Annotated in this window: 5 protein-coding genes and 1 pseudogene; 1 reads left to right on the top strand and 5 read right to left on the bottom strand. The window is 37.0% G+C overall.

Features of this window, described 5'->3' with window-relative positions:
* Nucleotides 1–43 precede the first annotated feature (43 nt).
* Together ACYQY7_RS13830 and ACYQY7_RS13825 are read right to left on the bottom strand one after the other, a co-directional pair.
* Nucleotides 44–340 (bottom strand): hypothetical protein, encoded by a 297-nt coding sequence (locus tag ACYQY7_RS13830; RefSeq protein ID WP_461202924.1) that lies wholly within the window; start codon nucleotides 338–340, stop codon nucleotides 44–46.
* An 88-nt stretch (nucleotides 341–428) separates the two neighbouring features.
* Nucleotides 429–854 carry a hypothetical protein gene (locus ACYQY7_RS13825; protein WP_461202922.1) on the bottom strand — a complete coding sequence of 142 codons (426 nt, stop codon included), beginning with the start codon at nucleotides 852–854 and terminating at the stop codon, nucleotides 429–431.
* A 210-nt stretch (nucleotides 855–1,064) separates the two neighbouring features.
* Between ACYQY7_RS13825 and ACYQY7_RS13820 the strand changes: the two are divergent.
* Nucleotides 1,065–1,384 (top strand): annotated as a pseudogene (locus ACYQY7_RS13820) (IS701 family transposase); the annotation flags it as partial.
* A 137-nt stretch (nucleotides 1,385–1,521) separates the two neighbouring features.
* Here ACYQY7_RS13820 and ACYQY7_RS13815 read toward each other — a convergent pair.
* The 3 genes from ACYQY7_RS13815 to ACYQY7_RS13805 all read right to left on the bottom strand — a co-directional run bounded on the left by ACYQY7_RS13815 (nucleotide 1,522) and on the right by ACYQY7_RS13805 (nucleotide 2,841).
* Complete coding sequence (locus ACYQY7_RS13815) at nucleotides 1,522–1,788, bottom strand: hypothetical protein (protein WP_461202920.1); 267 nt, start codon at nucleotides 1,786–1,788, stop codon at nucleotides 1,522–1,524.
* A gap of 11 nt (nucleotides 1,789–1,799) precedes the next feature.
* On the bottom strand, nucleotides 1,800–2,147 hold the full coding sequence (locus tag ACYQY7_RS13810) for a hypothetical protein (RefSeq protein WP_461202918.1): 348 nt from the start codon (nucleotides 2,145–2,147) through the stop codon (nucleotides 1,800–1,802).
* A gap of 109 nt (nucleotides 2,148–2,256) precedes the next feature.
* Nucleotides 2,257–2,841, bottom strand: coding sequence for a hypothetical protein (locus ACYQY7_RS13805; protein WP_461202926.1), 585 nt, complete (start codon nucleotides 2,839–2,841; stop codon nucleotides 2,257–2,259).
* Between the last annotated feature and the right edge of the window lie 8 nt (nucleotides 2,842–2,849).

Genomic DNA, 2,849 nt, shown 5'->3' with positions numbered 1-2,849 from the left:
AATAAGTGTCCAATTTTATTTGTCGGAAACTGTCCACTTTAGTTTAGCAGTTACAGCCCCATATTTCTATCGCTTTGATCGCCCCTTTAGCTGCTCCTTTGGCTACCATTTGTGTTGCTGCTTTTTCAATTCTTCCAACTTCCAATCGCGTTTCTGCTTTAGAAATTCGAGCTTCTACTTCTACTCGTGCACTTCTAGCTCCCTGAACCCCTTCTCCAACAGCCGAACCTGCCTTACCTAATGAATTCCCTACCCCTGGTAAACTGTTAAATCCATACGAAGCTGCTACATCCTTTAATCCTTGTTTAATTCCTGATTCAATTCTATTCCATGTAGACATTGCTAACCATCCTTTCCACTAGAAATAAAATGTAGTGATAAGTAATGATTTATTTATCTTGAATTAAGAAAAATCCAAACAGTATCTCTTATGTTTTTTGATCAAAATGATAGCTATAAGAATTAAAATACTTCTTACCATATGAAAGCTTTTCCCGTCTTATACGAAAAGCACCCTCAGCCAGCTTCCTATCATTTAACAAATACACGAAAAATTTATATTCATTCGCTTTTTGAACATGCTCTAAGAGCTGATTGTGTTCAAATAAAATAACATGTGCAAAAGTTCTGTGATAAACTCCACCCTTTCCAGCCGATATAACGTCTATATTACCGTATACCATTGTATTATTTTGCCCAATAACGATGACAACAGGCATATCTTTTTTTACATAAAGAAATTCTATAAACACACATAATTCCCGATCATAAACGCTAAAATCACTTGTTGGCTGTAATGGAAAAAGCACTCCTTGATGATTTTTTTCCACCCCCATGCATGTTAAGCATTTCACTAAGCGAGTATCCTGAAAATACTCATTCATTTTTGCTAATAGGTTGGTACTTATTTCAAGAATTTTTTGCTTCCTAAAGGAAAGACTTAATACCTGTAGATGAGTAAATTTACTAACATAAATTTACAACCAAACAAAAAAGAAGACATGAACCCAATTCCTTGGTTAGAATAGATGTGCCACAACTACTCACAAGGGGGTTCATGTCTCATGAATAGATTAGCACATCATCAAGGAATCCACAAGTTTTTCATAACGTTAGGGTTGGCGCTTTATTTCTCGAAACCTGTCATGAAGCATCTCGTTCACATCGTGGATGCGATGATGACAAAGGGCTTTTCAGGAACGCTGACCGATCTTCATCATGGGAGCTTTCATCCGAACCATCGCACGACACTGAGCCATTTTTTCACGAAAAGTCCGTGTGATGAAGAAACATTGTTTCGCCAACTCCAGAAGTGGGTGCTTCATCGTGTCGAACGCATAGCTAAACAGAACAATCACCCCTTTTTGTTTCGATCGATGATACGGGTAGCGGCTCGGTTAGGTGTCGATGACTCCAATAAAAAAGGAGCTGTCCAATCAGTAGATTGTTACGCTATTGGACGCCCCGTTCGACATGTGCCTGGCACTTAATTATTATTACTCGTACAAAATCCATGCTTTTTCACTTTCTACTTCGCAATTTACCTTTAATTTCTTTGACCTGCAGTCTAACGAAAATGGCAAAACATAATATAGCCACAACCACAATTACTAAGATAGCTATATAAGGTTCGATAAAGTCAGAAATAGGTGTATAACCAAGCATAAATCCCAGTAATGTGGGGATGATTGCATAAACATAATCGGTGTCTTTCGTCTTGATGATGCGAAACAGTAGAAAATAGATAAAGACCACGAGGAAAATTCCGTTTATTTCGTAAGCTCCCACTATAAGCCCTCCTAGTTGCCTGCAGCTGAGTACCCTTTTCTAAAACCATTCGCAAATATGGCTATGTCAGGTATGAAGCCCCATATTCCTATCGCTTTAATCGCTCCTTTAGCTACTCCTTTGGCTACCATTTGTGTTGCTGCTTTTTCGATCCTTCCAACTTCTAATCGTGTTTCTGCTTTAGAAATACGCATTTCTACTTCTGCTCGTGCATTTTTAGCTCCCTTAATCCCTCCCCCAACAGCCGGACCTACCTTACTAGCAGTATTAGCAGCACCACTCCAATCAATTCCATACGAAGCTGCTATATCCTTTAACCCTTGTTTAATTCCTGATTCAATTCTGCTCCATGTAGACATGTCTAACCATCCTTTCCACTAGAAATGAAATTTAGTGCTAAGTAATGAATAGCTGTACTCCATAGAAACATTTATTTATATTGAATAAGAAAAATCTAAACAGTATCTCTTATGTTTTTTGATCAAAATGATAGCTATAGGAATTAAAATACTTCTTACCATATGAAAGCTTTTCCCGCCTTATACGAAAAACACCCTCAGCCAGCTTCCTACCATTTAACAAATACACGAAAAATTTATATTCATTCGCTTTTTGAACATGCTCTAAGAGCTGATTGTGTTCAAATAAAATAACATGTGCAAAAGTTCTGTGATAAACTCCACCCTTTCCAGCCGATATAACGTCTATATTACCGTATACCATTGTATTATTTTGCCCAATAACGATGACAACAGGCATATCTTTTTTTACATAAAGAAATTCTATAAACACACATAATTCCCGATCATAAACGCTAAAATCACTTGTTGGCTGTAATGGAAAAAGCACTCCTTGATGATTTTTTTCCACCCCCATGCATGTTAAGCATTTCACTAAGCGAGTATCCTGAAAATACTCATTCATTTTTGCTAATAGGTTGGTACTTATTTCAAGAATTTTTTGCTTCCTAAAGGAAAGACTTAATACTTCTTCCTCCCCCTTTTCTACGGTATTGTCAAAAGTTTTAAATACATACCCTAAGTTTTTATTGATTTTATGCG

The organism is Anoxybacillus sp. TBDG-1 (assembly GCF_054815885.1).
This window is presented reverse-complemented; position numbering and strand designations above follow the sequence as displayed.